The organism is Klebsiella sp. CN_Kp091 (assembly GCF_040065095.1).
In the GTDB taxonomy this organism is placed as follows: domain Bacteria; phylum Pseudomonadota; class Gammaproteobacteria; order Enterobacterales; family Enterobacteriaceae; genus Klebsiella; species Klebsiella aerogenes.
The window spans coordinates 46,680-72,833 of sequence record NZ_JBEAIO010000042.1; the positions used below are offsets into that span (position 1 = coordinate 46,680).

Annotated in this window: 34 protein-coding genes; 5 read left to right on the plus strand and 29 right to left on the minus strand. The window is 55.5% G+C overall.

All coding sequences use genetic code 11. From position 1 onward, the window contains the following. Positions 1-54 precede the first annotated feature (54 nt). Together nfsA and ABLV17_RS17010 are read right to left on the minus strand one after the other, a co-directional pair. The gene (gene nfsA / locus ABLV17_RS17005; protein WP_087859984.1) at positions 55-777 is read right to left on the minus strand and encodes a nitroreductase NfsA; all 723 of its coding nucleotides are present in this window, start codon (positions 775-777) and stop codon (positions 55-57) included. Continuing rightward, complete coding sequence (locus tag ABLV17_RS17010; protein ID WP_047065002.1) at positions 761-1,051, minus strand: YbjC family protein; 291 nt, start codon at positions 1,049-1,051, stop codon at positions 761-763. Before ABLV17_RS17010 ends, nfsA begins: the two co-directional genes overlap by 17 nt. Before the next feature lie 186 nt (positions 1,052-1,237). Here ABLV17_RS17010 and ABLV17_RS17015 point away from each other — a divergent pair, with 186 nt between their 5' ends. Continuing rightward, positions 1,238-1,501 (plus strand): GrxA family glutaredoxin, encoded by a 264-nt coding sequence (locus ABLV17_RS17015; protein WP_015367533.1) that lies wholly within the window; start codon positions 1,238-1,240, stop codon positions 1,499-1,501. A 6-nt stretch (positions 1,502-1,507) separates the two neighbouring features. Here the strand turns inward: ABLV17_RS17015 and ABLV17_RS17020 are convergent, their stop codons facing one another. Then, on the minus strand, positions 1,508-1,891 hold the full coding sequence (locus ABLV17_RS17020; protein WP_047065001.1) for an inner membrane protein YbjM: 384 nt from the start codon (positions 1,889-1,891) through the stop codon (positions 1,508-1,510). Between the two features lie 266 nt (positions 1,892-2,157). Between ABLV17_RS17020 and ABLV17_RS17025 the strand changes: the two genes are divergently transcribed. Next, positions 2,158-3,843 (plus strand): aspartate:alanine antiporter, encoded by a 1,686-nt coding sequence (locus tag ABLV17_RS17025; protein ID WP_101704156.1) that lies wholly within the window; start codon positions 2,158-2,160, stop codon positions 3,841-3,843. A gap of 620 nt (positions 3,844-4,463) precedes the next feature. On the opposite strand, the gene ABLV17_RS17030 is transcribed toward ABLV17_RS17025, so the two are convergent. From ABLV17_RS17030 to ABLV17_RS17095, 14 genes are all read right to left on the minus strand, one after another. Continuing rightward, positions 4,464-4,679 (minus strand): ogr/Delta-like zinc finger family protein, encoded by a 216-nt coding sequence (locus ABLV17_RS17030; protein WP_058842448.1) that lies wholly within the window; start codon positions 4,677-4,679, stop codon positions 4,464-4,466. 67 nt (positions 4,680-4,746) lie between these two features. Further along, positions 4,747-5,844 (minus strand): phage late control D family protein, encoded by a 1,098-nt coding sequence (locus tag ABLV17_RS17035; RefSeq protein WP_126338190.1) that lies wholly within the window; start codon positions 5,842-5,844, stop codon positions 4,747-4,749. After that, on the minus strand, positions 5,841-6,326 hold the full coding sequence (locus tag ABLV17_RS17040) for a phage tail protein (RefSeq protein WP_308957788.1): 486 nt from the start codon (positions 6,324-6,326) through the stop codon (positions 5,841-5,843). The genes ABLV17_RS17035 and ABLV17_RS17040 overlap by 4 nt, the downstream gene beginning before the upstream one ends. After that, complete coding sequence (locus tag ABLV17_RS17045; protein WP_348854509.1) at positions 6,323-9,397, minus strand: phage tail tape measure protein; 3,075 nt, start codon at positions 9,395-9,397, stop codon at positions 6,323-6,325. The genes ABLV17_RS17040 and ABLV17_RS17045 overlap by 4 nt, the downstream gene beginning before the upstream one ends. After that, positions 9,390-9,509 (minus strand): GpE family phage tail protein, encoded by a 120-nt coding sequence (locus ABLV17_RS17050; RefSeq protein ID WP_012440340.1) that lies wholly within the window; start codon positions 9,507-9,509, stop codon positions 9,390-9,392. The genes ABLV17_RS17045 and ABLV17_RS17050 overlap by 8 nt, the downstream gene beginning before the upstream one ends. Before the next feature lie 14 nt (positions 9,510-9,523). Next, positions 9,524-9,826, minus strand: coding sequence for a phage tail assembly protein (locus ABLV17_RS17055; protein WP_064356227.1), 303 nt, complete (start codon positions 9,824-9,826; stop codon positions 9,524-9,526). Positions 9,827-9,880: 54 nt separating this feature from the next. Then, positions 9,881-10,396, minus strand: coding sequence for a phage major tail tube protein (locus ABLV17_RS17060; RefSeq protein WP_047049581.1), 516 nt, complete (start codon positions 10,394-10,396; stop codon positions 9,881-9,883). A 9-nt stretch (positions 10,397-10,405) separates the two neighbouring features. Then, positions 10,406-11,578, minus strand: coding sequence for a phage tail sheath protein (locus tag ABLV17_RS17065; protein WP_308957789.1), 1,173 nt, complete (start codon positions 11,576-11,578; stop codon positions 10,406-10,408). Positions 11,579-11,711: 133 nt separating this feature from the next. Then, on the minus strand, positions 11,712-12,332 hold the full coding sequence (locus tag ABLV17_RS17070) for a tail fiber assembly protein (RefSeq protein ID WP_348854510.1): 621 nt from the start codon (positions 12,330-12,332) through the stop codon (positions 11,712-11,714). Further along, a complete protein-coding gene (locus ABLV17_RS17075) occupies positions 12,332-14,254 on the minus strand; it encodes a phage tail protein (protein WP_308957791.1) in 1,923 nt (640 codons plus the stop codon). The genes ABLV17_RS17070 and ABLV17_RS17075 overlap by 1 nt, the downstream gene beginning before the upstream one ends. Further along, on the minus strand, positions 14,251-14,856 hold the full coding sequence (locus tag ABLV17_RS17080) for a phage tail protein I (protein WP_348854511.1): 606 nt from the start codon (positions 14,854-14,856) through the stop codon (positions 14,251-14,253). The genes ABLV17_RS17075 and ABLV17_RS17080 overlap by 4 nt, the downstream gene beginning before the upstream one ends. After that, positions 14,849-15,757 carry a baseplate assembly protein gene (locus ABLV17_RS17085; RefSeq protein ID WP_308957793.1) on the minus strand — a complete coding sequence of 303 codons (909 nt, stop codon included), beginning with the start codon at positions 15,755-15,757 and terminating at the stop codon, positions 14,849-14,851. Before ABLV17_RS17085 ends, ABLV17_RS17080 begins: the two co-directional genes overlap by 8 nt. After that, positions 15,744-16,103 carry a GPW/gp25 family protein gene (locus ABLV17_RS17090; protein ID WP_087877061.1) on the minus strand — a complete coding sequence of 120 codons (360 nt, stop codon included), beginning with the start codon at positions 16,101-16,103 and terminating at the stop codon, positions 15,744-15,746. Before ABLV17_RS17090 ends, ABLV17_RS17085 begins: the two co-directional genes overlap by 14 nt. Further along, complete coding sequence (locus ABLV17_RS17095) at positions 16,100-16,678, minus strand: phage baseplate assembly protein V (protein WP_224108692.1); 579 nt, start codon at positions 16,676-16,678, stop codon at positions 16,100-16,102. Before ABLV17_RS17095 ends, ABLV17_RS17090 begins: the two co-directional genes overlap by 4 nt. A 93-nt stretch (positions 16,679-16,771) precedes the next feature. On the opposite strand from ABLV17_RS17095, the gene ABLV17_RS17100 reads away from it, so the two are divergent. Then, positions 16,772-17,386 (plus strand): hypothetical protein, encoded by a 615-nt coding sequence (locus ABLV17_RS17100; RefSeq protein ID WP_213200557.1) that lies wholly within the window; start codon positions 16,772-16,774, stop codon positions 17,384-17,386. On the opposite strand, the gene ABLV17_RS17105 is transcribed toward ABLV17_RS17100, so the two are convergent. The 12 genes from ABLV17_RS17105 to ABLV17_RS17160 form a co-directional block, all read right to left on the minus strand. Then, complete coding sequence (locus tag ABLV17_RS17105) at positions 17,383-17,829, minus strand: phage virion morphogenesis protein (RefSeq protein ID WP_308957794.1); 447 nt, start codon at positions 17,827-17,829, stop codon at positions 17,383-17,385. The genes ABLV17_RS17100 and ABLV17_RS17105 overlap by 4 nt on opposite strands. Then, complete coding sequence (locus ABLV17_RS17110; RefSeq protein ID WP_308957795.1) at positions 17,822-18,253, minus strand: phage tail protein; 432 nt, start codon at positions 18,251-18,253, stop codon at positions 17,822-17,824. The genes ABLV17_RS17105 and ABLV17_RS17110 overlap by 8 nt, the downstream gene beginning before the upstream one ends. Beyond that, positions 18,216-18,464 (minus strand): Rz1-like lysis system protein LysC, encoded by a 249-nt coding sequence (gene lysC, locus ABLV17_RS17115; RefSeq protein ID WP_308957824.1) that lies wholly within the window; start codon positions 18,462-18,464, stop codon positions 18,216-18,218. Before lysC ends, ABLV17_RS17110 begins: the two co-directional genes overlap by 38 nt. Continuing rightward, positions 18,349-18,777, minus strand: a complete 429-nt coding sequence (lysB, locus tag ABLV17_RS17120) for an Rz-like lysis system protein LysB (RefSeq protein ID WP_308957825.1) — start codon at positions 18,775-18,777, stop codon at positions 18,349-18,351. Before lysB ends, lysC begins: the two co-directional genes overlap by 116 nt. Next, complete coding sequence (locus ABLV17_RS17125; protein WP_308957796.1) at positions 18,774-19,151, minus strand: DNZ54_00345 family protein; 378 nt, start codon at positions 19,149-19,151, stop codon at positions 18,774-18,776. Before ABLV17_RS17125 ends, lysB begins: the two co-directional genes overlap by 4 nt. A 4-nt stretch (positions 19,152-19,155) precedes the next feature. Further along, on the minus strand, positions 19,156-19,665 hold the full coding sequence (locus ABLV17_RS17130; RefSeq protein ID WP_063447397.1) for a lysozyme: 510 nt from the start codon (positions 19,663-19,665) through the stop codon (positions 19,156-19,158). After that, positions 19,646-19,861 carry an HP1 family phage holin gene (locus ABLV17_RS17135; RefSeq protein ID WP_000171565.1) on the minus strand — a complete coding sequence of 72 codons (216 nt, stop codon included), beginning with the start codon at positions 19,859-19,861 and terminating at the stop codon, positions 19,646-19,648. The genes ABLV17_RS17130 and ABLV17_RS17135 overlap by 20 nt, the downstream gene beginning before the upstream one ends. 3 nt (positions 19,862-19,864) lie before the next feature. Continuing rightward, positions 19,865-20,068: a tail protein X gene (locus tag ABLV17_RS17140; protein WP_000868184.1), complete on the minus strand. Its 204-nt coding sequence runs from the start codon at positions 20,066-20,068 to the stop codon at positions 19,865-19,867. Further along, positions 20,068-20,532: a head completion/stabilization protein gene (locus ABLV17_RS17145; RefSeq protein WP_308957797.1), complete on the minus strand. Its 465-nt coding sequence runs from the start codon at positions 20,530-20,532 to the stop codon at positions 20,068-20,070. Before ABLV17_RS17145 ends, ABLV17_RS17140 begins: the two co-directional genes overlap by 1 nt. 93 nt (positions 20,533-20,625) lie before the next feature. After that, complete coding sequence (gpM, locus tag ABLV17_RS17150) at positions 20,626-21,276, minus strand: phage terminase small subunit (RefSeq protein ID WP_047079474.1); 651 nt, start codon at positions 21,274-21,276, stop codon at positions 20,626-20,628. A gap of 3 nt (positions 21,277-21,279) precedes the next feature. Beyond that, complete coding sequence (locus tag ABLV17_RS17155) at positions 21,280-22,341, minus strand: phage major capsid protein, P2 family (protein WP_308957798.1); 1,062 nt, start codon at positions 22,339-22,341, stop codon at positions 21,280-21,282. A 16-nt stretch (positions 22,342-22,357) separates the two neighbouring features. After that, positions 22,358-23,191 (minus strand): GPO family capsid scaffolding protein, encoded by an 834-nt coding sequence (locus tag ABLV17_RS17160; RefSeq protein ID WP_047079473.1) that lies wholly within the window; start codon positions 23,189-23,191, stop codon positions 22,358-22,360. 143 nt (positions 23,192-23,334) lie between these two features. On the opposite strand from ABLV17_RS17160, the gene ABLV17_RS17165 reads away from it, so the two are divergent. Together ABLV17_RS17165 and ABLV17_RS17170 are read left to right on the plus strand one after the other, a co-directional pair. Then, positions 23,335-25,101 carry a terminase ATPase subunit family protein gene (locus tag ABLV17_RS17165; protein ID WP_308957799.1) on the plus strand — a complete coding sequence of 589 codons (1,767 nt, stop codon included), beginning with the start codon at positions 23,335-23,337 and terminating at the stop codon, positions 25,099-25,101. Then, positions 25,101-26,135: a phage portal protein gene (locus ABLV17_RS17170; RefSeq protein WP_308957800.1), complete on the plus strand. Its 1,035-nt coding sequence runs from the start codon at positions 25,101-25,103 to the stop codon at positions 26,133-26,135. Before ABLV17_RS17165 ends, ABLV17_RS17170 begins: the two co-directional genes overlap by 1 nt. Positions 26,136-26,154: the final 19 nt, after the last annotated feature.

Genomic DNA, 26,154 nt, shown 5'->3' on the forward strand with positions numbered 1-26,154 from the left:
AGAAAATAACTGGCAGCCAGCACTCTGCGTTTGCAGGGTGAAGTGTATAGGGAATCAGCGCGTTGCCCAGCCCTGTTTATGCAAATAATCGAGAATAAACGGCCGGCTCTCTTTGATGATGGTGCGGCGGATATGGTCGCTCCAGGTATCGCGGCGGGTATTGCTGCCGCGCGACAGATAATAGTCCGCCAGCTGTTCGTCGTACTGCGCCAGCACCTGTTGATCAAGCGGCTGGTAGTGATTCTCATGCACCAGCATCGCAGGCGGAATACGCGGCTTAACCTGCGGGTCGTCGGCAGGCCAGCCAAGGCACAGGCCAAACAGCGGCAACACGTGTTTCGGCAGTTGCAGCAGTTCGGTTACCGCGTCAATGTTATTGCGCAGGCCGCCAATATAGACGCCACCTAATCCCAGGGATTCCGCGGCGATTAAGGCATTCTGCGCCATTAGCGCGGTGTCGACGACGCCCAGCAGCAGCTGTTCAGCCAGCCCCAACTGCGCTTGTGGGCAAATTTGCAGGTGGCGGTTGAAATCGGCGCAGAATACCCAAAACTCCGCCGCCTGCGCCACGTGCTGCTGGCCGCCGGTCAACGGAACCAGCTGCTCACGCATTTGCGGGTCGGTAATGCGAATAATCGAGGTACATTGTAAAAAGCTGGAGCTGGATGCCCCTTGCGCCCCGGCGATGATAGCCTCACGCTGTTGGTCGCTAATCGGCGCATCGGTAAAATGGCGGATGGAACGGTGGTTGCGCAGCAGATCAATGGTCGGCGTCATGGCGTTTTTCTCTTTCGGACGGGGTAGAAGATGAGGTCTTATTATCGGTCAACTGCGGCGCGACAATTTTCGCTATTCGCCACATTAAGGCTATCGCCGCCGGGATCATCAGCAGGATCCCGGCAAAGATCATGATGAGCGCCGCCGTCGGGCTGGCAAACGGCGCCGGTAGCTGAACATACTGGTTCAATGACAGCCAGGCCAGCGTCAGCAGCGCCATGCCGACGAGCTCAACAATCAGAATACTTTTGGGTAATGCGGCAGGCGATCGCATAACGCTCCTCAATATACTCATGCCGCGCACATCGCTGGCGGGTCTGTATAGGGTCTTGCAGCAGATGATATTTATCAAGCATAACCCGCAACCATCGCTATAAAAGGTAAAACCTTCTTCCCCTTGCTAACGGAACGCGGCATCATAGCCACATTCGCCATCCGGCTGAGATTTAAGGAGAGAAGCATGTTTACCGTTATTTTTGGTCGCCCAGGTTGCCCATATTGCGTTCGCGCCAAAGAGCTGGCTGAAAAACTGAGCACCGAGCGCGATGACTTCAGCTATCGCTACATTGATATCCACGCGGAAGGCATCAGCAAAGCCGATCTGGAAAAAACCGTCGGTAAGCCGGTAGAAACCGTACCGCAGATTTTCGTCGATCAGAAACACATCGGCGGCTGCACAGATTTCGAAGCCTGGGCGAAAGAAAATCTCGGCCTGTTTGCTTGAGAGACTTCACTCTTCCATTGAGTGCCTGCGTCTGGCGTCTAGCCAGACGCTAATAAATAAAAAGCATAGCGCCCCGAGCGCGCACCAGAACACCGCGCTAAAAAGCCACGCCAGTTCCTGCCAAAACGATCGATGAGTAATAAAGAACATCCGCATCACCACCAGACAAACCGGTGCCGCCAGCATGGCGCCAATCAGCGGACGTATGACGCGCCGGCCTGGGGATAAACAGCTCGCCACCGCGCCAGGCAGCACAAAGAACAGCAGCCCAAGCTCGGGGTTGCCCGTTTGCCGAAAAGCCCCTTTCATATGCAGCAACAGCGATAAACAGACCACAATAAACAGAAAGAACCCACAAATTATACCGGCCCACGCGCGCTCAGATTTCACGACATCCTCCTGATTTCGCCTCTAACTATCTTTCACTTCATCCAGTCAGAAATAGCATTCTGGCAGTCCATGCTTATAACGCTCCCGTCAGAGTAAAACGATTGTGACTAGCCGCAGCAACCAGGAAAGATTAAACTAGCGGCACTGTTTTATCGGTATTAACGGGATGCCAGAATAACGTTCGGCATAGTGCGAACGCTTGAGCAACCTTAGACCAAAAAACCATTTCCTTCAACAACTTACTAGTAAACGAGAAGTTGGCTTTCGTGAATATAAACGTCGCAGATTTGTTAAACGGGAATTACATCCTGTTATTGTTTGTTGTACTCGCACTGGGTCTTTGCCTGGGGAAACTTCGCCTCGGGTCAGTACAACTTGGTAATTCCATTGGCGTTTTAGTCGTTTCTTTATTATTAGGTCAGCAGCACTTCGCCATTAACACTGATGCGCTAAATCTTGGCTTTATGCTGTTTATTTTCTGCGTCGGCGTCGAAGCTGGCCCCAACTTTTTTTCGATTTTTTTCCGCGACGGCAAAAACTATCTGATGCTGGCGCTGGTGATGGTGGCCAGCGCGATGTTAATCGCTATGGGGTTGGGCAAATTGTTTGGCTGGGACATCGGCCTGACCGCCGGGATGCTGGCGGGCGCTATGACTTCCACCCCGGTGCTGGTGGGCGCTGGCGATACCCTGCGCCACTTCGGCATGCCCAGCGATCGGCTGGCGCAGTCGCTTGACCACCTGAGCCTCGGTTACGCCCTGACCTACCTGGTTGGCCTGGTGAGCCTGATCGTCGGCGCGCGCTATATGCCGAAGCTGCAGCATCAGGATCTGCAGACCAGCGCCCAGCAGATCGCCCGCGAGCGCGGTCTGGATACCGACTCCAAGCGTAAAGTCTATCTGCCGGTTATCCGCGCCTACCGCGTCGGCCCGGAATTGGTCGCGTGGGCGGACGGCAAAAATCTTCGTGAGCTGGGGATTTACCGCCAGACCGGCTGCTATATCGAACGTATTCGCCGTAACGGTATCCTGGCGAACCCGGATGGCGACGCGGTACTGCAGATGGGCGACGATATCGCGCTGGTTGGCTACCCGGACGCCCATGCCCGCCTCGACCCAAGCTTCCGTAACGGTAAAGAGGTGTTTGACCGCGACCTGCTCGATATGCGTATCGTCACCGAAGAGATTGTGGTGAAGAATCATAACGCCGTCGGCCGCCGCCTGGCGCAGCTGAAGCTGACCGATCACGGCTGCTTCTTAAACCGGGTGATCCGCAGCCAGATTGAAATGCCAATCGACGATAACGTGGTGCTTAATAAAGGCGACGTGCTGCAGGTGAGCGGCGACGCCCGCCGCGTAAAAACCGTCGCTGACCGCATCGGCTTTATTTCGATTCACAGCCAGGTGACCGATCTGCTGGCTTTCTGCGCCTTCTTTATCGTCGGCCTGATGATCGGCATGATCACCTTCCAGTTCAGCTCGTTCAGCTTCGGCATCGGTAACGCCGCCGGCCTGCTGTTCGCCGGCATTATGCTTGGCTTCCTGCGCGCCAACCATCCGACCTTCGGCTATATCCCGCAGGGGGCGTTGAACATGGTCAAGGAGTTCGGCCTGATGGTGTTTATGGCCGGGGTCGGCCTGAGCGCCGGCGCGGGTATCAATAATGGTCTGGGCGCTATTGGCGGACAGATGCTGGCCGCCGGTCTTATTGTCAGCCTGGTGCCGGTGGTGATCTGCTTCCTGTTCGGCGCCTATGTGCTACGCATGAACCGCGCGATGCTGTTCGGCGCGATGATGGGCGCGCGTACCTGCGCCCCGGCGATGGAAATTATCAGCGATACCGCGCGCAGCAATATTCCCGCGCTCGGCTACGCTGGCACCTACGCTATCGCCAACGTGCTGCTCACCCTTGCCGGTACGCTGATCGTCATCATCTGGCCGGGCCTTGGCTAGCCCTGGCCGAAAATTTTTAACTTTTTCGCAAAAAAATCGGTGATGAACAGAACTTTTTCCCAGGATGTCAGTCATAACTAGTGCCACTGCTTTTCTTTGATGTCCCCATTTTGTGGAGCCCATCAACCCCGCCGTTTAGGTTCAAGGTTGATGGGTTTTTTGTTGCCTGAAATTCGAAACCTTTCTAATCAGCCACTTACGAGCCACCTTTAAGCCAGATGGCGACAAAATGGCGGCAGCGCTACGACAACCAAGGCAGTTCCAACCCAGAAGGCCCGTAGATATAACCTCCACTAATCCAAAACTTACCCCCATGCTTAGGGCCATAGATGTAGTTTCCGCTTATCCAATACTTCCCTGAATTTCTTGGCCCATAGATGTAACCACCTGAAATCCAGAAGCGACCAGACTCCTTCGGCCCGTAAATGTAGTTATTGCTTATCCAATATTTACCAGAACTCATAGCTTCTCCATACTTGCACACATCGGCATTACAGATGCTTGAGAAAGTAGCATGCTTAGGTTATCCGAAATGGTTTACAGCTAACGAATTGGCACTTCCCCTTCCACTTTGCATATGATCATTAGCCATAAAAAAACCCGCTAATAGCGGGTCGGGTTCAGTAAGCAAATTGTTCTTGCATACCTTTGGGATGAGGTGGTGCTGCGCTGATTTTTTGCGGACGGCATACTGACCGCACAAAAGTCTCATGCGTCACGAAGGTATGCCCGCATTCGATGTTAGTGCACTGGTTGTAGCGTTCTTTGGTTTCGTTGGAAACCTGGAAGCTGCTTCGGGTATGTGCCGCCTGTCCGCACATAGGACAATTCATCATAATAATCAGCCCTCATTATTAACCAGTTCGCAATTATGATACATTATTGTTCGCAATTTGGAACTAATCATTCTATTGCGAACTCATCTATTTTCACCTCAAACTCAATATTGGTTGTGAAACCACTATCAACGCTGACAGTATGCGTGAGCGTGGTGATCGTCCACTCGGCTTCATCAATGGGCTGCTTAAAGCCGCTCACCTTCACGGGCATTTCCGTGTAGAGATCGGCCCGGCCTTCCGCCAGTTGCAGAGAGAATGACGCCACACCACGTTGCAGGCGTTCCCACTGCATTTTGGCGGCCCGCTCAGCGTTGGCCCGGTTGGCATAGGTCCGGTTAAGTACCAGCACGTTTTCATCCGTGCCGACCAGATAATCTCCCTGCTTTGCCTCCGGCTCTTTTGCTGTTGTGGTTTTCTTCCGGCGCTTAACGCTTGTGGTTTCCTTCTTTGCTGGCTCCCGCGTATGCAGCCAGCTGGCAATCACGCCCGTATAGGCTCCACGATCTGCTAGGCTGAAACGGTGACTGTCTCCGGCCTTGCGGGTGATAGTGATTACCGGCAGTGGCTTTCCGCTGGCAGTTCTGCCCTGCCCCTGGCGGATAAACAGCAAATGCCCGTCTTTTACAGAGGCAATAGCACCAAACTGCCGCGCCAGCTTCATCAGGAAACTGGCATCGCTTTCATTGGTCTGGTCCATATGATCCAGCGCCTTATCTGTCAGGTCTTTACCCAGCGCCATTTTGAGTTTATGCCGGGCGGCAATTTCCTTTACAACCTCCCCCACCGTTGTCTGGTGCCATGACTTTTCACGCCGGGTATTGAGGGTTTCCCGGAAATCTGCACTCCGCGCCCGGATGGTAAGACGATCAGGGGCACCGCTATGCTCAATCTCATCCACAGTGAATGCACCTTTTGGGAAAAGCAGCTGCCCCTTCCATCCCAGCGCCAGATGAATAACGGCACCACGTCGCGGCAGAACAATCTGCCCGTCAGCGTCGTCCAGCTCCAGATCAAGCTGGTCTGCTTCAAAACCCCGGTTATCGGTCAGCGTCAGACTCAGCAGACGGGCATCCAGTACGGTAGTTACGTCCTTACCTTCAATGGTGATACTGAAAGCCGGGCTTTTGCTGTTCGGATCAAAAAGTTCAGAACTAACATTCACTGCAGCATCCCTCCAACCGTGTTTTTAATATTACCTATTGCAGACTTTGCAGAGTTCTGCAGATTACTGAGCTGATCGCTGAGATTACCGAACATATCAGACAGCGACTCATCAACCCTTTTCAGGGTCAGCGTAAACTCAATACGGCGAGGCATTCCGCTTGCAAAAAACTCCGTTTTTGTCTGACTCAGCCCCTCGATCACAAACATGCCGTAAATGGTCCCGCTCCCCTCAATCAGGGGCCACGCTTTGCCCAGCTCAGCCATTTGCTCTAGTGCCAACAATGACAGCCTGCCGCCGGTGACTTCCGGCAGCAGTACACCAGATAACGTCAGCGAATCGTTATCCGGTCCAAGAAACTGCGTTGATGGTCGGCGGTTCATCCGGCTGTTTACGGCGTGTCGCCAGCTTCGCTGATACTGAAGCTCCTGATAGGGCACGGTACGCAACATAAAGACATATAACCCAAGCACCATCATCATGAATCATATCCCCCTTGATCGCTGAAATTACTGCGCGCTTTCGCCCTGGCTTTGCGCTCGCGCTCATCAAGTTGCCGCGCGACTTCACGGGCAATATCCTGCGCACTCTGCCCAGGCTGGGCAGTGATATGAATGGGCGCGTTAATCTCATAACGGATCACTGACGGTACACTGGCAGATTTCACAGGTTGACTTTGTTTGTATGCCATTGCTGGTAGGCTGTACGGATGCAGAGGTACTGACTCTGCAGGCGCTGCAGCTACGCCCATGACACCGGCAACGACGGAAGCCAGCGCGGCAGTGCGCCGTCTGCTGGTCACATTTGCGGGACCGTTCACTATTTCAGGGCCGTTCTCCCCAACGATGCCAAACTGACCACGCGGGATCGTGCCTCCGCTGTCATACATACCTGCAAACCCCATAGACGGAAATCCGCCTGGCGGCTGCACTACCTTACCGTCACTGTTCACCGTGGCAGGCTGTTGCCGTGTAACCTGTTCAGGGAGTTTTGCTTTTGCCGCCTCCTTACTGACGATACCGAGTTTTTCAAGCAACCACGACACGCCTGATTTAAGCGACTCAAGCGGGTGCATCACCATATTCAGACCATCCGCCAGCGCCTCACCAAACCTGCGCCCCATTGCCGCTGCGCTGTTCAGTTCTTCGGAAGTGGATTTAACCGGCGTGAGCAAATCAGTAAACCATCCCCACAAAGCCTGCACCCTGTCACCAATCCACTGAAAAACAGGCCGCAATGGCTCAAAGGCAGCACTGATCGGTGCAGCCGCGGCTTTAAACCCCTCCACCACACCACCTAAAAATGCCCTGATGGGCTGCCAGTATTTCCACACAACAAGCGCCACACCAGCCAGCGCAGCTACAACCAGCCCTATTGGGCTGAGCAGCGCACCCAGCAGGCCGGAAATCCCGTACAGCGCAACGCGAAGTAATGCCATCGGACCGGAAACCAAAAAGCGCAGCACGCCGCCAGCGGCAGATAACCCACCCCGCAGCGCCGCCAGCGGATTCATCACCATACCAATAACATTACGTATGCCTGACATTCCCGCACGCAGCATGGTAAGCGGTGCACCTGCTACCGCTTTCAGTGCGTTGCCAGCCAGCCCGGCGGAACGTCGCAGGGAATGAAGGGGAGCGCTCAGCAGCCCGGCACTGCCGCCGGATGAGGCCATCCCCCGACGTAACAGGGAAAGCGGCGCGCCTGCCAGCCATGACAACGCACTGCCGGTGCGGGTCACTGCGGCAGTGACAGAAGGTAAAGTTTTTACACCCAGCACAGACAGGCCCAACCGGATCACCGCCAGCGGCCCCAGCACAGCAGCCACCGCCACTGCAAGCGTACCGAGCACAACGGTGATCGCGGCAGTCGCTGCTGCAACTTTCATCAGCATGCCTGCCAGCTGCGGGTTGGTCTCCACCCAGCGACGTAATACGCCGGTGACGCGTTTTACAGAATCCATAATGTCCATCAGTGGCTGGCGTAGCGTTTCGCCCAGACTACTGAAAGCGTTCTGCGCACCTGTTTTAACCAGCAACCACTGCGCAGATAAAGAATCTTTATTAATATCAGATTCTTTCTGCATGGAGCCGTTCGCTTCATTGCCTGAGGTGAGTTTTAGCTGACGCTGTAACTCCGGCAGGTTGTTAGCCAGCTTTGCTGCGTCGTCACCAAATTCTTTGCCAAAAACCATGGTCATGGCAGACAGGCGCTTATCTTTGGGTAGCTTGTTGACCTTCTCCAGAACGCGCTGGATAGTGCCCATTGCGTCGGTGGTCATCTGTTTCTCAATCTCTGCGGGATTGAGTTTAAGCAAGTCCATACCTTCAAAAAAGCGCTTGCTTTGCATGGTTGCAATGGAAAGTTCACGTACCATGGCATTCGAGGCACTCGCAGCAATTTCCGGCGCAGCGCCCAGAGAAAGGAAGGTTGAACCCAGCGCGGCGGCCTTTCGGAAGTCGAGGCGGTCAGCCACGCCCCCCATGCGCTGCAGCACGTTGATAATATCCCCACCCTTTGACATGGCGTTATCGTCCAGGTAATTCAGCGCATCACCCAGCTGTTCAATATTGCGGGTGGGGACTTTATACAACTGCGCAATTTTACCCAGCCCTTCCGCCAGTTCGTCAGCGGGTAGCTCAAACGCCGTTGCCGCTTTTGCCGCCGTGGAAGCAAAGGCCAGCAGGTCACGCTTCTGGTCTTCGTAAGGATCGTCCTGATTGGTCACACCCATGCGTGCGCCACCTTCAACCAGCGCGGCATAATCTATAGCGCCATTCTCCATTGGCAGCTGTTCACTGGCGGCCTTGATGGCAGCCTGCATGTCATAAAACTGTTTCGTGCGGTTGCCATTATCGTCCCGCAGCCCGTTTACCTGCTTTGCCACGCCTTTCATGGCATCTTCCATGCTGGCATAGCTCTTAACTGCCGCCACTACTGGCGCACCCATTGCCACTCCTGCAGCCGTGGTGGTAGCCCCTGCCCCGGCGATACGATCCCGCACCTCAAGACGGCGCGAATACTGATCGCGGACGGCGTTCATCCGCGCCTGCTGTTCGCCCAGGCGTTTCAGGGATTTCTGCTGCCGGTCCAGCGCCTGCCGGGTTTCGTCGGCATTCTGCCGCAGTTCCCGTTGCGCACTACTGAGCTTTTTCGTGTCCAGTCCGGCTTCATTGAGCGCAAGACGCTGGCGCTGTACCGACTGACGCAAGCCGTTATATTTACTCTGCAACTCTGTAACACGGTTTTTTGCCTGCTCAAGTAGCCGCGCCTGCGCCGCCGTCGGGCGGTTGGTGGCAGAGAATTGCGTGGCAAGTTTAGCCGCTTCTTCGCGTGCGGCTTTAAGGCTGTTGCCGGTGACTGCTAACTGAGCACTGGCCTTGCGGAAACCGTCAATACGGCCCGCCTGGGCATCTAACTCTTTTAAACGGGCGCGGCTTTGCTGAATGGCTGCAGCCAGCTCTTTTGAGCTGGTCTGCGCGGTTCGGAATGGAAGGGTGAGCTTGTCAACCGCATTAAGAATCACCTGCAGGCGCAGGTTATTGTCACTCATCGCTGGCCCCACTTCTCTGAATTGCTTTATGCCGCCACTCCAGCACATCAGTCAGCGGCATAACGTCAGTGACGGACGGCGACCAGTGAAAGATGGTGGCAATATCTGCCACCAGTTCATCAACCGTCAGGCTGTCGGTAAACCGGCAAGCACCGACTTCTTCAACAAAAAAGTCACCACCTCAACCGACAACGCGGTGAGATCGGCAGGGTCCAGCTCAGCCATTTCCTGCGCGGTCAGCGCCGGGGTGGAGATGCGCGGAATAACGGTCATCATCGCGCCCACGTCCATATCCATTATGGCCTGCAGACGGGTGCCACGCAGTGCGCCGGATTGCGGCTTACGCAGCACAATTTCAGTAATTTCCGTTTTACCGCGCTTGATCGGGGTATCCAGTGGTACGGTCTTTTCAGTCAGCTTGTCGCTCATGTTCTTTTCCTGTTAATGAAATACTGGCGCGGCTTCCCGCGCCGTTATGGTTAATCAGAGGCCGAGGGCATTACGGTGTGCTTCCATCAGGTCCACGCCGTCAACGATTTCAATCATATTGACCACATCAACCTCATAGAGCACCTCACCGTTAATGGTCAGCTTCGCGTAGCTGTTGGTGCTGCTGACTTTGGTGGCGCTACTCTCTCCGGTTTTCCACTCGCCGGAATCCACTTCTTTATGACGCCCGCGCACAACCAGCTCAACGGCCTGCACTTCGCCGGTATCGTCACGCTGAATGGAGCCGGTGAAACGCAACTGGATGCCGTCAACGGTGGCCTTGCCCATTTGCTTGAATAACAGCAGTTCGGTGCCGCCGATTGAAAATTCCGTATCCAGTGCGCCGTCATCCAGCCCCATGTCCACGTCCACCGCGCCCGGCATACCGCCGCCGCGATACTTCTCAAACTTGCGGGTGAATTTCGGCAGGGTCAGAGACTCAACGATCCCCTGCCAGTTGTTCCCGTCGTTGAACAGGTTCAGGTGTTTTAACTTACGTGGTAAAGCCATGGTGTCCCCTTACGCGCTGACCTGGCTGGAGAAATCCAGCAGGTATCGTTCGGTGATGCGCTGGCGCAGCATCAGGTTTTCAAGCGGCGGCACTGGCGTGTAGTCGTAGTCAATGGTGAGATTCCCGGCTTTCAGGGAGTCTTTATCGTTCACCGCCTCATCCAGCCAGCAGTCTGCGCCGATGATGTAGCCCTGCGTTTTCAGGCTGCGCAGTTTGGCGCGGATACCTTCGATAATGTCGCGGGCCAGCGACGGGTTAAGCACGCCATCCACTGCCCACATGTGCGCTTCTGCGATGGTGTCAGCCAGCACCTGCGCCGTGCGGGTGTAGTTCTCAAAAGCAAACAGCGGATCATCGCTGAGGCAGCGGGAACCCCAGAAACGGAAGCCATCTTTGCGGATAAGCGTGGTGACGTCGTTCTGGTTCAGCAGCCCCGCATCGGTTGCCGGGTCCTGCAGATCCCAGAACACATCAGCGGAAATACCGGTGACACCATTCACGCCCACGTTGGACAGGGTTTTGTGCCAGCCGGTCTGCTCGTCAATTTTGGCGCGCAGACCGAGCGCACGGGCGGAGGCATAAGCCGTCGCATCGGCATTCAGCACGGTGTCAAAGTTGATAAAGTCAGGCCAGATCAGCATCCCCTCGCGCTGGCTGAAATTGTCACGGTAGGCAATCACTTCTTCCACCGTTTTGCAGCCGTAAGCTGACAGGTAAGCAAACCCGCGCAGACTCTGCGCCACGCCCAGCAGCTCAGTGGCAACCGCCTGCGTGTCGTGTCCCGGCACGCCGAGAATGCGCGGCTTGACGCCGAGCTGCGACTGCGCCGAAAGCAGCGCTTTCATGCCCGTTTTTTTACCGTCAGCGGTCACGCCGCCGATAATGTTGGAAGTGGTTTCCGCTTCGGTTTCGCCCTGCGCCACGCGCACAACGACGGTCACGGGTTTAGCCTGGTCGGCAATGGCATCCAGCGAGCGGGCCAGCGTGCCGGACTCGCCCGCTTTGCCGCTGGCGGTCAACACATCGGTCAGCAGAACCGGCTTATTAAGGGGAAACATGGACGCATCAGCATCATCGCCGGTGCAGACCATGCCCACGATGGCAGTGCTCACCGTGGTAATGGATCGGGTGCCCTCGTTGACTTCAACAACGCGCACCCCGTGGTGGTAATCCTGAGCCATAAGGCAGTCTCTCCGGTTTACAGGGGGTACGCCTATGTTCTGGTTGATATGCACGCGGCGCACGCTGCGGGCTATGTTTGGGTCATGGCACAATGAAAGGGGAATAAAAATCCCCGCGAATGCGGGGACGGGATTAATCTTCCGGACGCTCAGGCCAGCTAATATCCGGCGCTTTAGAGGTGTCCACTGCCTGCACGGCTTTGATGTAGTTCATCCAGCTAATCAGTCTGGCCTTATCATCATCACTGATGATGCCGAGCTGCAGCTCTGTTTGCCATCCGGTGATTTGCTGCTGCGCCTCAAAAAGCAGAGCCTGCTTTTGCTGTTCTGCAACAGCAATCTCATCAGCATGTTGCGCCGCCGTGTCGGTCACCCACTGGCTACCATCCCATTTATCATACGCCGTGACAGGTGCCAGTAACGTCAACGTATCCGGCAACTCACCAAGAAAAGCGATGATTTCCGGTTGCCTGGTCTCAGTGTTGTAAGCCGTTAAACCGCGATAATCCGCCATGGTTTCCCACTGTTTTTCATCCGCGCTGCGTACCAGTGCAAAGCCGTCGCCCGGTAAATCTGGTTTATCGGCATAACCGAAAGCAGGCAGACCCACGCCCGCGGCTAAATATTCCATTGTTACCGACTGAAACTCGCGTTGATGAGGCTCTACGCTGTACACCGTGAGCCAGCCGGCAATAATAGCAATGCCGTTTTTATTCAGTTTTGCGACAGGTAATTCAGTATTGTATTTGCTCATTATGCTGCTCTCACGATGTAGTTAAATGCGATGTTGCGTGGTCGGTTTTCTGATGCTGTGGGGACTACACGAGAAGCGTCAAAGCCATATGACAGCACATCGTGGAAAGTATTATCGCCTCCCCAGTGCACCCATGAGGTTTTCGCTGGAGTGGATTTGTAATAGATCGCGCCACCTTCTCCACCTAAACCATTAATTGAACCAGTAATATTTCTGATAGCGTCGCCCTGCGCAGCCAAAATGGCTCGCCCTGCGTCCACTCCGCGCCCGGCGTCCCAGCCACGAATAAACTCACCGCGCAGGTCAGGTAATTTGCCTGATGGATAAGCCGCAGCCAGATAGGGATACATCGCCTTGTCAAAGGCCGCACCATTACAGATAAGCCAGCCAAGCGGAGCGCTCGTCAGGGGCCACGGCTGGGGAATACCAACAGGGGAAACATCGGTACCGTTGATGACAAAGCTCCCGTCCTGCCGGAACTCGACCCAGGCAGTGGTATCCCCTCCCTTGATTTCAAAACCGAGAAAAGCCCTTTTCCCCACCATTTCGGTGAATCTGATTTTTCCGTACTGCTCACCTACGCCCAACATAAACAGACCATCAGTCTGATTAAATTTCTGACTTCCATCGGTGTAGGAATACGCGCCGCTTTTATTGATGGCGTCTGTTCCGGTTATTTTGAGACTTTTTGGAGTGAACTTGTCAGTAAACCAGCCGTCAGCATTACCCTGCATTTGCATGGTGCTGTCAGTGCTGGCGATAGGGCGTAAAAATACACCCGCTTTCGTTCCCGCCCCCGACTCGCTGCTGATAACCAGCGCATTATTCGCGTTATCCCTCATCACAGTTGACGCACCGAGAGTGATAAGGGATTCCGTTCCCGTTTTACCGACCTGAAGAACACCACCGACACCGAGACGCCCGGTAATATCACCACCGGCTAAAGAGAGGTATTTCGACAGTTCGGCCTGATTGCCGACCCGCATTAATACCCATCCACTGTTCGTATTGTTATATCGGGTACCGATAAAAGTAATATTTGCCGAGTTGTGAGCGATAAAAATAACGGTGCAACCGTAGCTGTTATCCCTGACACCTAAACAATGCGCGTAAACATATTCGCCTGGACCTTTCGGCAGGCCATCAGGGACGTTGGTGCAGCTCTCCATTTTGAGAAGCAGAGACTGACCTGCACGGAAAACGCGGGTTTTAAAATCAATCGCAACGGTATTAATTTTATCCGCACCCAGACCAAAGCCGCCGACCCCAATCACGTTACCTGCCTCTGTTCCGACATCTTTTGTCGCTGCGCTTCCCAGCTCCAGCGAGCCACGCGCTTTTGATTTGTCGGTCAGTTCTGACAGGTTATTTTTTGCCTGCAAATACTGAGCATGCGGGTTAGCCTCCGCCAAGTGGGCTTTCATCGCCTCATCCGTATAGAGCCTGACCTCAATCGCGGTATCGTCCACATACTGACGGGTAGCCAGCACGACTGCCGGATCAATTTTGAGAGTGATATTGTCGGTGCTGCTGGTAATCAACACCATGCGTACGGTCTGCGTGCGTCCACTCCCCTCCGCCAGCTGCGGCTTGTAACTCTCCGGGCAGTTGCCCACGGCGATCAGTGCGCCGGTTTCATCGAACAGACCAATTTCGCGTATCCACCATCCTCCCTCAGTTTCTGGGATCACCTGCTCAGCAATAATCTGGCTACTGTTCTGCGGATCGATATACAGCATATTGAGGGAAGCCCGGCTCTTTTCAGCAACCAGCTTTGTCTGTTGTGCGCTGGGCGTGGGCAGCACGCCGCCACCATCGCCTACCGCCATATGGGTAATTTTCAACGGAACACCGAGCGCGGCGGCGCTTGCCAGTTTCGCCGCGCCGATATCCGTCAGCAGGGTATAGAATTTTGCGCTCATGGATTCACTCTCATTGTGTCAATAACATGGACTGCCCCGCCCTCGTAAGCGGTGCCGCCGGAAATAATGGTTTCGTTGATATACGGGTAAACCGTAATTTCTTCTCCCGTGTAAGTGGCTGCCCCCACAAAAAAGGGACCACTGCTCTGCAGGTTAATGGACATACCGATCAGGTGGCGGCTGCAGGGTTTGGCGTCACTAATCAGGCGCTCCAGCTCCAGATAAGTTTCTTCTGTGATCCCCTGCTCCTGCACGCCAATGTCCAGACGAAACGTGCCCGGTTGCTCGCCGGTCTGCCACCACTCAATGATGCGGATCAGGAAGCCGAACGGCTCCACCACGCGCCGCACGGCGCTGGTTGTTCCCTTATGCTGATGAATATAGAAAGCGTCCTGTACCACCCGGCGCTTGACTCTCTCCGTCCAGCTTTCGTCCCAGCGGTCAACGGAAAACGCCCACGCCAGATACGGCAGAAAGCTGACCGGACACATTGCCGGGCTCCATAAATCGCGCAGCGGCACCTGCAGATCGGAAATCCCGCTGCAGGTCTGCGCCAGCCGACGCTCAAGCGGCGATGAACCGGGCGGCAGCAGACTATTCATCCGTGCCCCCGTTGGTTACGCTCCATTCCGTACAGGATGCCGCCTGCGTCTTATCCAGCACCACATCATCCAGCGGGGAGGTCAGCTCCACACGCTGAACACCCTCAACGTGCAGCGCGGCATAAATGGCACTGCGACGGATATCACGGCCCAGCCGAGTCTGACTCGCGATATACTTCTGCAGGCTGGCTTTTGCCGCCGCCATCACCGGCTCAGCCTCCGGTCCCGGATAAAGAAAGATCGTCGCATCCACGCTGTACGGGATTATTTCGGCGCTACGCACCGTCAGTCTGTCTGCCACCGGGCGTACGTTCTCGCTGTTAAGCGCCTGCCCCACCACTGACAGCAGATCAGTCCCTGCAGTACCGTCACCCTCCCGGCTCAGTACAGTAAGTACCACCTCCGCCGGTGCCGGGCTGGTTGCGCTGGCATCTGCCACACGCCCGTCCGCGCTTCTGGCGTGAAACTCATAGGCCGCCGTCGGCCCCGCAACGGACAACCCCTCAAACGCATCCGGAACACGCAGGCGCAGCGCTTCATCGCTTTCCATGACGGCAGCAACCGGCGGCACTGCGTCGTTATCGGCAGGCGTTACCGTCAGGCGTTTCACGTTGTAGTTGGCTGCCAGCTGATCGAGATCGCCGCCGATGGCATACGCCACCATGACCGCCTGCGCGGCCTCATTAATACGCTGGCGCAACAGGATTTCGCGGTAGGTACTTTCCTGCAGCAACTTGGCGACGGGTTCAGATTCCAGCGCCAGCGTGCGCCGTATCGCGTCCTGCTCATCCAGCGGATAAAGGGCCACAAAAGCGGCCTTGCGCTCAGCCAGCAGCGTCTCAAAATCCGGCACATCCACTATCTGCGGCGCGGGCAGTTGGGAAAGGTCAATTACTGCCATTTTCTGCTCCTGTTGATACCGAAAGGGAAACCGGCGCGCCGTTATTGCGCTGCCCGGTAAGCTCAACCACCATGGAGCCGTCAAAATTGCTGCTGATGGTGATGGAATCCAGCGTAAGCCGTGGCTCCCAACGGCTCAGCGCCACATAGACCGCAGACATAACCTGCAGGCGTAGCGCCGGATTCTGCGGCTGGTCAATCAGGGCGGACAGCAGGGAACCATATTCCCGGCGGGCAATACGGCTGCCCTGCGGCGTCAGCAGAATATCCCGCACTGACTGGCGCAGATGGTCCGTATCAGTAATAGCTTTGCCGTTGCCCTGGCTCATGCCGATATACAGCGTCATACCGGGCCTCCTGATGTATCGCCGCCGGACTTCACGCCGGTGTGACCGTGTTTATCCACCACGATCCCGTTAGAACTCATCGCGCCGCCGCCATGGGTGACGCTGCCATTGATCACCATCTCGCTGTTAATGCGCGTGGTGTCTGCCTCCACCACAAACTCACCAGTTTTGAGGGTGATATTGTCCGCCGCCTCGATCACCATGGATTTGATGCCCCGGACATGCCACCGCCCGGTGGCGGGTTCATACTCAAACCAGCCTCCGTCCGGGTACTCCGTCACGCAGCCATCCACGGAATCCGACGGCGGCGCAAACTGATTGGAGTAGATGGCAGGCAACGCAAAAGCGGTTTCCAGATTGCCGCCCATACTCAGCACCACCACCTGCTCATCCGGCGACGGGCACCACCATGTACGGGCACCACCGGCACGCAGCGTCAGCCAGTTAATCCAGTTGGTTTCAAGCTCGCCCACTTTCACCCGGCACAGCCAGTTTTCCCGGTCCACTTCAGTCACGATGCCAGTGCGGATAAGGTTGGTGATAAGGCGCATGATTTCTGTGAGTTGTGCGTTCATGTCGTTATACTGCCAACACATAGACAGCTTCGATAGATTGTGGACTTGTGCTATAAATGGCACAAAGCTTAATTAAACTAACGAGTAGAGATAATGAATTTAGAACCTGATCAATACGATAAAATATTATTTTCCTTACAAAGGAGAACAAAAAAATCAAAAATTGCAACCTATTCCATCATCTCCCTTTCATTATTTATGGTGATTTTATTCCTTTCCAGCATTTTGTATTATCACACTCAAGAAAAGAAATCAGGAAGTCTGCAAGACTTAATTGCAATTATTGAAAAAACCAATTCAGCGGTCAAATCGTTAAGTGATCTCAATCAAGAAATAAAGGATAACAAGTTAGGTATAAAACGCAGCGGTTTTATCACAACAGCTAGCGAAACATCTGCTGAAAGCACTATTAAGGAAGCAATTTCTGTTGCTGCGCCGTACCTCATATTCTTCACAGCAATTATGTTTATAGGCTACACGCTTAGACTCTTAATTATTTTTATAAAATACAACATGCAAATGACTAATGATTATGAAAATCAAACAATTTCATTTTTACTTTCCAGAGGTTCTACTTCTGAATTCAAAGACCTAATTCAAACCCTTAGAAAACACAATATAAATTTTGAAAAAACGCCCAACCTCCCTCAAGAAAAACTAATTTATGAGTTAATAGATTTGGCCCGATCCAACAAAAATAAAAACTAATCAGCCAGCCAGAGCAGCAAAATATCGCGTGTCAGTGTCTCCACTTCAACATTCACGCCCAGCAGGCGGCGCTGCGAGTAGCGAACCTCCGGCCCTTTGCGGCTGACGCGATCACGCAGGCCGTAATGGTGAACCCGCGCAATGCGCTGCACCTTGCCATCAAACTGCACGCTGGCGGAGTCCGCACTGGCTGTGGTTTTCAGGTATTTTGTGGTGCGAAGCTTTGCAAACATCTGGCGTTTGATGCGCCCCTTCTTGCTGCGGGCTGTCACCCGGCGCGGCTCATAGCCGCTGCCGTCAGGATTACGCTGCAGCCTGATGTGCTGCTGCTGCGTCCGGCGCAGCTGTTGCGCCAGCTGCCGCATCATACGGCTGCGTGCGGCGGGTTCCAGATTTGCCAGCAGCGCCGTCAGCCAGTCATCCACCCTCTGCAGTTCATCCACGTTTCACCGTCCACATTTCCTCTGGTTCGTCCGGCTCCGGCACCGCTTCAACGCTCGACACGCTGCCGTCAGTGCTGACCAGCACACGTTCCGTCAGTTGCAGGTTCATGCTGATATCGCACACATCGTTGCGCAGAATATCCACTTCAAAAGTGAACAGTTTTTCGCGCAGCGCCGGGTTATTGATAGCGTCCGGCTGGTTGTCATTTAGCCACAGCAGGACTGGAGCCATCAGCAGATTCTGGTCACCGCTGAAATCCTCGATCACCACGTTCAGGGTGTAGCGGTATTCCCATGACATGGAGCTGGCCCCGGTTGACACCAGTGAACCGTTATCAACGAAAAGGTGCAGCTTGTCCGGGTTGCTGCGGACATAAGCAACCGCTTTATTCAGGGCTCTGCGTAAGGACTGCGGTTTGTTCACTGTCTCGCTCCTGACACGCAATGATCGTGTCCACTTTGTCAGCACAGACCGCCCAGGCGGCCTCGGTTTCATCCAGCGCCGCATTCAGATCGCCGTTACTGCGCGGTGCTGACCTTTCCAGGCGGCACTGCGTCACTCTGGGACAACCACTCACGGTAAGCTGCACCTCCGGCGAGGGCCGGGCGGTCCCGCAACCGGATAATGTCAGCAGGCAAAGGAGTGTCAGCCCAGCGGCGCAAATCCTCGTTTTCACGTTTTAGCTCCTCGATCCGGCGCTGACGGTTGCGCAACAGTGCGGTGGTTTGCTCCGCTGCCGCATAAAGCCTCGTCTGCTCCCGGCTGTTGGTTTCGGTCAGAATGGACAGGCCGATCAGCTGGCTGTTTTTCTTCGTCAGCTCCTGCTTTTTGCTTTTCAGCGCCGCGCCCAGCGTCTCGATGGCGTGGCTGGCATTGTTAAGCCGCCACGACTGCCAGCCCAGCGCCGCAAGCGCCAGCGCCAGCACTACCGCCAGCGCACGCATCAGGCCACCATCGGCTCATGAAGCTGCGCGCGGGCAATCTGATACAAAACCAGCGTCAGCAGGTAAAACACCAGGGTGATCACCCATCCCGAAAACGCCAGGCACATAACAATAAGCAACCTGAAAGCCCAGGTACGCACGGGTTTTACGGGGTGCGCACGGAATTTGATTAATGCCGCCCTGATCTCATCGCGCGCCCGCTCTCCGGCTAACCACCCGACAGCGCACAGCGCAGCAAATAGCCAGGCGAGGAAGCATGACACCCAGACAGACGCACCAACCAGAACCGGCGCACCGCTGCGCGGATACAGCAGACTGATAACCAACAGCGCAGCCCATGCCAGCTGGAAAAAAACGCTCATGACTTTCTTTTTCATTCCGTTATGCTCCTTTTAAGCACCAGGCCATTTCCCGCGCGCGGCGATTGTCCAGCCCCTGATTAAACACACCTTTGACATATACCCAGCGCGGCAGCTGATGGCAGGCATCTGCCCAGCGCCGCTGGTTCAGCAACTTAACCAGCGTGGAGCTGCAGGCGTTGCCGGTGCCCACGTTGAAAGCAAACGACACCACCGCGTCATAGACTTTTTGCGGCATCGGCTGCGCCACACATTTATCCAGCGCCCGCTCCACGCGTAGTACGTTAGTGATAAGTCCCTGCGCCGCCTGCCGTTCCGTGATGGTTTTGCCCGGCACCACACCGGACGTATTGCCGATCCCGTCGGTCCACACGCCCGCGCTGCACTGATAAGGCTGCAGGCGGCACCCCTCGTAATCGGCAATCAGTTTCAGCCCCTCAACGGAGGTATGAAGCGACTGGAAACCGGGCAGCGTGGCAGCAATAGCCAGCACCGCCCCGACAAGGCAGCGCTTAACGATTGAAGGATTCATATTCCCCCCGCGAAATCTTGCCGCCACGTAACAATTTGAAAGACTGGTGTTTGTAGTACCAGTTGATAGCCAGCATCAGCACACCAATCAGTACGCCGCCAACCGTTGACGCATCCTTGAGCGACAGATCGCCCAGCCATGCCAGCAGCACGGCGATGCAGTAAGTGATAAAGGCGCTGATTCGTTCAAGCGTCATAATTCAGTCCCATAGCTGGACGGTCTGCGCCGTGGTTGACGCCGTAATGTCCGGCAGCTCCACCTGCAGCCCGTGCGGTAAAAATGGGCCGTACTCAGCCAGCCCCGGATTTGCCTGCAGAACCTGCTCAGTGACACCCTGCGTGCGCCCGTAATGACGCCAGCAAAGCGCGTCCACCGTGTCATACTGATGCGCACGCACTTTCATCAGATAAGCTCCACCGTACAGTGCGGTGCATCCTGCACCCGGCTGATTGCCCAGCGGGCATCACGCCACAGATCGCCGCTGGCCTCCGCCAGCTCCTCCCCTCGCTTCACGCCTGACGCCGTGGCGTCATAGTCCTGATAACGCTCATTGAGCACAGCGCGCGCCCAGCAAAAAACAGCGTTGTGGTAGTGCTGGATACGCTCGCTTTTGCCGTCCAGCATTTCTGCAGGAACGTCTGCAAGTGTCTGCCAGCCCAGCATCTGCTGACGGTGGCGGAAGTCGTACAGCTCAGCGTTAACCTCAGAAATAGCCGTCAGCACAACCTGCTTTAAACGCGGCTGCGTCACCGTGCCGTCAGTACGCATCACACTTCGAAATTCCGACAGGTCCACATCAGGCCAGAACGGCGTATTTTTGATGACCTCCGCCTGTTCCGGTTCCTGTTCGGGCGCAACAAACTTCATGCGGCTTTCTCCTGAATAAGTGGGCGGTGGACGGGATTTTGATGTGGCAGTGCCTTTCGCCACCCCGTGCCGCCCGTGCGCGGGGCACGTTCTTTAGCGGCTGTCATTGCGCAGTCTGCGCTCCAGCTGCTGCTTTTCTTTTTTCACGCCACAGCGGGGATCGAGCTGCAGCGCATGGGTAAGGTGATTCAGGGCAGATGCCGGGTTGCTTTCGCTCAGTACAGCGCCGATGGCTTTATGCAGACGTGCCCGCGACTGGTCCGGCATATCCAGATCGGCTGTCAGGTCCAGCGTCTGCAAAAGCAGATCGGCATCAAAACCGGCAGCGGCTAGCAGAGCGCTTTGCGCCGCGTCTGCCATTTCTTCTGCCAGCACGGTCTGCACGTTACGGTTGCCCAGCGGCATCACCCAGCCATGGCGCAGCGCATGACGCCCGATTTCCAGCGCACCGGTATAATCACCGGCATCGATACGCCACAGCATCACGTACATCAGCACGTCATCCTGCTGCGCACCTCCGGCAGCCAGCACCCCCTCCGCCCAGGCGGAATATTTCGGCAGCAGCTCCACCTTGATTTCCGCCTTTTTCACCGTGGACTGGACGCCCTTGAGGCGGCGGCGGTCTTCTGCAAGTTGCAGCAGCATCAGGTCATAGCCCGACGCATGGCGAACACTGCCGCCCTCACGGGCGGCCTGTTCGGCCTGAATGCGCAGGCGGTGCTGCCGTGCGGGACTCAGGCTCATGCGTTATTCCCCACCTTCCGGTGCGGCAGGCGCGCTGAAATCACCGATTTCGATGTTTTCAACCAACGCCGCGCAGCGGTAGTCCTCGACCACATACGCCTCGTTGACGGATTCAAAGTTTTCAATCCGGTCACGTTTCGGGTTGTCGATAACAGAACGTCGGCGGGTGTCTTCCTGCCAGTAAATGGACAGGTTATCCAGACGGGTGATCAGCAGGGCTTTTGCCGGGAAGAAAGGCGCGCGTACAGCCTGCAGGCCGCCCATACGTTTCTGACTGATGATCAGATCGGCGGCGTTTTTCTCGCTGTTGTCCTGCTCTTTGTTGACCAGCGGGAAATATTTGTCAGAAAGCAGTTCACGTCCGCAGACGACAACCAGATCGTCATCATCCTGATAAACCACATCGATCAACTCATTGACGGCATCCATCACCACGGCGTCCAGGTTGGCATAGTCGCCCCCTTTCCCCACCTTGACCGCGCCTGCAGTCGTTGCGCCGTCTTTTGTTGTGCTGCCCATGACGTGATCCGGCGCGTCTTCGCGGATTTTTTGCAGCCAGCCTTTATTGACGTCCTGCAGCAGCGGGTTTTCAGCACGATTGGAAGTTTTGGCGCGCTTCACGCCGTTAAAGCCGATCATGATGCGGTCCAGTGCCTGACGCTTGACAATGGCGTTGCGGATACGCACCTGGAAGTCCTGGAATTTCGCCCACAGGTCCAGTTTTGCGTAGGTCAGCACCGTATCAAAGTTGGTCTGCTCGCATTTGTATTCCACGTCTTCCATCAGCGTCGGATCGGTAGGCTCGCGCTCTTTGGTGGTGGTATCGGTGGTCCCGGCAATGGTGCTGCCAACGCCCAGCCCCAGCAACTGCCCGGACTGCTCAGTGACCGGCGTGATGTTAATCAGCGTCAGGAAAGCAGCGGACTGCTGGATCTGGTCTTCCAGCGTCTGCTGCACAGACGGCTCCACGGTGAACTTGCTGGACAGTTCTTCAACTTCCACACCGTTCAGACGCGCCAGTTGCTGCAGGTAAGCGTTAAAGGCAAAGCGGGTATTTTTTTTCATCGGGTTTTATGCTCCATCAGCAATTGGTCAGGGTGCCTGCCGGTGCGTCACCGCCCGGCGCGCGCTGGCGGTAGTCTTTACGGCTGTCTTCACGGCTCAGCTTCTGCTCAAGCTCGGCAAAGGCGGCCTGCTGCTCCTGCAGTGAGGACTCCAGCTCAGAAAGGCGCTTGTCCTGTTCGGTCAGGGATTTATCCGTGCGCTCGCTCAGGTTCTGCTGCTCGGTGGCAACCAGTTCCACGGCTTTATGCACGTCGGAGAAACTCGCCTCATCGGTCTGCTCTTTTTTGGTTAACAGCGCGGTGATGCGGGCAAAGAGGGACGGCTTTTCGTCCTGGGCTTCTTCCAGTTCGATCAGCGTTTCTTCGGCGGCGGTAAACAGGTTTTCAGGACTCTGCTTGCGGTTAGCCAGCGGGTTCTGTTTAGCACTGGCACTGAATGCCAGCATTTCGGTACCAAGGCTCGCCGGATCATCAGTGGCAGCCAGGCCAACAAGGTAGGCTTTTCCGGTGTCAGCAAATTTCGGACTGACTTCCATAGAGGTGAATTGTTTTTGCCATTGCTTAATCAGGCTGATCAGATCAGGCGACGGATTAATATCGGCATACAGCGCCATTTTCCCTTTTAGAGGCCCTTCTGTGATTTCCTCGGCTGTTAAGCCGGTGACATGCCCATAACGCTTAAACGTGCCATCTGGTGAGTAGCCTTTAATGTGCTCAAGGTTAATTTGCGCGGTATAGACCGTCGGGTTGTAGCTGGCAGCCATTTGTACCAGCCATTCACGCTGGATCTCGCGTCCATCAGTGGTGGCACCTTCCACCCCGATACGGAAACGCTTTGCTTTCACTGTCATGAGCCGTGCTCCGTTAGAAAAAACTTACTGGAGCCTTATGTTTGCGGTGATGGGGGGAGTGAAACAACGCGCGCCACTTGTACGGTCAGCCACACAAACCGCAGCCGGGGAAAGCCGTCAGGCTAGGCCGTATGTTGGGGGCCATGAACACGACACTGACCCCCGCAGACCTCGATCCCCGTCGGCAGGCTATGCTGCTGTACTTTCAGGGATACCGCGTAGCCCGCATTGCTGAAATGCTGGGCGAAAAAGTTGCAACCGTTCACAGTTGGAAGAAGCGCGATAAATGGGGCGAGTATGGGCCGCTGGATCAGATGCAGCTCACCACCGCCGCCCGTTACTGCCAGCTCATCATGAAGGAGCAGAAAGAAGGGAAAGACTTCAAGGAAATTGACCTGCTTGCGCGCCAGTCAGAACGCCACGCCCGGATCGGTAAGTTTAACGATGGCGGGAACGAAGCAGACTTAAACCCGAAAGTTGCCAACCGTAACAAAGGGCCACGCCGCCAGCCCGAAAAGAATGTTTTCACTGATGAACAGACCGAAAAGCTGGAAGAAATCTTCCGCAACGGCATGTTTGAATATCAGCGACACTGGTGGCAGGCAGGCGTAAAACACCGCATTCGCAACCTGCTTAAATCACGCCAGATCGGGGCAACATACTTTTTTGCCCGTGAGGCGCTGATTGACGCCATCACCACGGGGCGCAACCAGATTTTTCTCTCAGCCAGTAAGGCACAGGCGCACGTTTTTAAGCAGTACATCATCGACTTTGCAAAAGAGGTGGATGTTGAGCTGAAAGGCGACCCGATAACCCTCAGCAACGGCGCGTGCCTGTACTTCCTCGGCACCAACGCCCGCACGGCTCAGAGCTACCACGGCAACCTGTACCTTGATGAATATTTCTGGATACCGAAATTCCAGGAGCTGCGCAAGGTTGCCTCCGGTATGGCCATTCACAAGAAATGGCGACAAACCTACTTCTCCACGCCGTCCAGCCTGACCCACAGCGCCTATCCGTTCTGGTCCGGCGCGCTGTTTAACCGGGGCCGTGCCAAAGCGGACAAGGTGGATATTGACCTGACCCACAGCAACCTTGCGCGCGGCCTGCTCTGCCCTGACGGACAGTACCGCCAGATCGTCACCGTAGAAGATGCGGTGCGCGGAGGCTGTAACCTGTTCGACCTCGACCAGCTGCGCATGGAGTACAGTCCGGACGAATACCAGAACCTTCTGATGTGCGAATTTATTGACGATCTGGCGTCAGTATTCCCGCTCAGCGAGCTGCAGGCGTGCATGGTGGACAGCTGGGAAGTCTGGACCGATTTTCAGGCGCTGGCACTGCGTCCGTTTGGCTGGCGGGAAGTCTGGATCGGTTACGACCCTGCGAAAGGTACGCAGAACGGTGACAGCGCAGGCTGCGTGGTTATGGCACCACCCACGGTGCCGGGCGGAAAGTTCCGCATTCTGGAGCGTCACCAGTGGCGCGGGATGGACTTCCGCGCCCAGGCTGATGCCATCAAAAAGCTGACGCAGCAGTACAACGTGACTTATATCGGCATCGACTCGACCGGCGTCGGGCACGGTGTTTATGAGAACGTAAAAGCGTTCTTTCCCGCTGTCCGGGAGTTTGTCTACAACCCCAATGTCAAAAACGCCCTGGTGCTCAAGGCGTACGACATTATCAGCCACCGCCGTCTCGAGTTTGACGCCGGGCACACCGACATTGCGCAGTCCTTTATGGCTATCCGCCGCGCCACCACCGCCAGTGGAAACCGCCCTACCTACGAAGCCAGCCGCAGCGAAGAAGCGAGCCACGCAGATTTGGCCTGGGCAACGATGCACGCACTGTTTAACGAACCACTGCAGGGCGAATCCGCCAATACCAGCAACATTGTGGAGATTTTTTGATGAGTGAACCCGAAGCCTTAACCAGCACAAAGCCAACAGAAGATACAGCGCCTAAAAACGCAGGCGTAACTGCCGAGGCTTTCAGCTTTGGCGATCCGATCCCGGTGCTGGACCGCCGTGAACTGCTGGACTACGTGGAATGCGTGCAGATGGACAAGTGGTATGAGCCGCCCGTGAGTTTTGACGGCCTGGCCCGCACCTTTCGCGCCGCCGTGCACCACAGCTCACCGATTGCCGTTAAGCGCAACATCCTGACCAGCACCTTTATTCCCCATCCGCTGCTGAGCCAGCAGGCATTCAGCCGCTTCGTGCAGGACTACCTGGTATTTGGGAACGCCTATCTGGAGAAACGGACGAACCGTCTGGGCGGTATTTTGTCGCTGGAGCCATCGCTAGCGAAATACACCCGTCGCGGGATCGACCTCGACACCTACTGGTTTGTGCAATACGGCATGACCACGCAGCCTTACGAGTTCACCAAAGGCAGCATCTTCCACCTGATGGAACCGGACTTAAACCAAGAGATTTACGGTCTGCCGGGATACCTGTCCGCCATACCTTCCGCCCTGCTGAACGAGTCAGCCACGTTGTTCCGCCGCAAGTACTACATCAACGGCAGTCACGCGGGTTTCATCATGTACATGACCGACGCCGCGCAGAATCAGGAGGACGTGAACAACATCCGCCAGGCCATGAAAAGCGCCAAAGGGCCGGGCAACTTCCGCAACCTGTTTATGTACTCACCCAACGGAAAAAAGGACGGGATTCAGATCATCCCGTTGTCAGAGGTGGCGGCAAAGGATGAGTTTTTGAACATCAAGAACGTGAGCCGCGATGACATGATGGCAGCACATCGTGTACCGCCGCAGATGATGGGAATTATGCCAAGTAACGTTGGCGGATTTGGGGATGTGGAGAAGGCAGCTAATGTATTTGTGCGGAATGAGTTATTACCACTACAAAAAAGAATGGAAGAAATAAATCAATGGTTAGAAGATGACATATTGCATTTTACGAAATACACCTTAGATTAGCATGCTAAAATTAAAACCA